1 protein-coding gene is annotated in these 1,125 nt (G+C 61.4%); it reads left to right on the top strand.

All coding sequences use genetic code 11. The features are described 5' to 3' along the window. Positions 1-971 (top strand): AraC family transcriptional regulator (locus tag AB4Y42_RS44015; protein WP_368697865.1); only part of this gene is annotated, 971 nt, incomplete at its 5' end. Positions 972-1,125 lie beyond the last annotated feature (154 nt).

The raw sequence follows: 1,125 nt of genomic DNA, 5'->3' as shown, positions 1-1,125 counted from the left end.
GTCTCGATCCCTATCAGCAGTTGGGCGACGCAGGAATTGAGCGGTCTGTGCTGCTCGACCCCGACATCATGATTCGGGCCGAGGCGGTCGCGCGGCTGCTGGAGACATCGGCCCGGTCCGCCGCGGTTGAGGATCTGGGGCTGCGCATGGCCGAAACCCGCCACATCTCGAACCTCGGCGCGCTCGGCTTTGTGATGCGGGAACAGCCAACGCTGCGAAAGGCACTGGAATCCGCGTCGCACTACCTTCGGCTGCAGAACGAGGCGGTGGTGATGCGCATCGAGGAATCGGAGGGCCTGGCGGTCATCCGCGAGGATATCGTGGGCGGCATACCGGGTTCGATGCGTCAGGCAACGGAGCTGGTACTGGGGGTCCTCTACCGCGTACTGGGCATGGTGCTGGGCGCCGCCTGGAAACCCCGCACCGTCTGTTTCACGCATCATGCTCCGGCCGGCACGACGATTCATACGCGCGTATTTGGCGTGACCGTCGAATTCAACCAGGATTTCGACGGCATTGTGTGTCTCGCGTCCGATCTTGACGCCGCGATCCCTGTCTACGATCCGGTCATGGCGCAGCAGGTGCGCCGCTACCTGGATTCGATGCTGCTGCAGTCCAACTCGACGATGCCCGACAAGATCAGGAAGCTGATCGTTGCGCTACTGCCGTCAGGTACCTGTTCGGTCGATCGGATTGCGCAACATCTGGGCATGGATCGCAGGACCGTGCACCGCCATCTCGCACCGTACGGCGAGAGTTATCTGTCGATTGTCGATTCGGTACGGGTAGAGATGGTGAAGCGGTATGTTGGTAGCGGCAACAGGCCGCTTTCTGAAGTCGCTACGCTGGTTGGCTTCTCATCGTTGAGCGCGTTTTCCCGCTGGTTCAGCGGACGCTTTGGTTGCAGCGTTTCGACGTGGCGCCGCGAAGAGGCACAACGAAGCGCGAGTGCCGATGTTAAGTTCGTCTAGCGCTGCATGCGCATTGGTCTGCGAATCTGGAGTAGCACGGCCGGCTTGATTGAGGATTCGACGCTCCTGATCATCGAGGAAGGTCCGTTACCCGCGCTGAGCCGACGTTTGAATGTCCGCCTGAAAGCGCGCTCGAATGGCCGTTGGTGGCCGA

Source organism: Paraburkholderia sp. EG286B (assembly GCF_040965655.1).
GTDB lineage: Bacteria > Pseudomonadota > Gammaproteobacteria > Burkholderiales > Burkholderiaceae > Paraburkholderia.
This window is presented reverse-complemented; position numbering and strand designations above follow the sequence as displayed.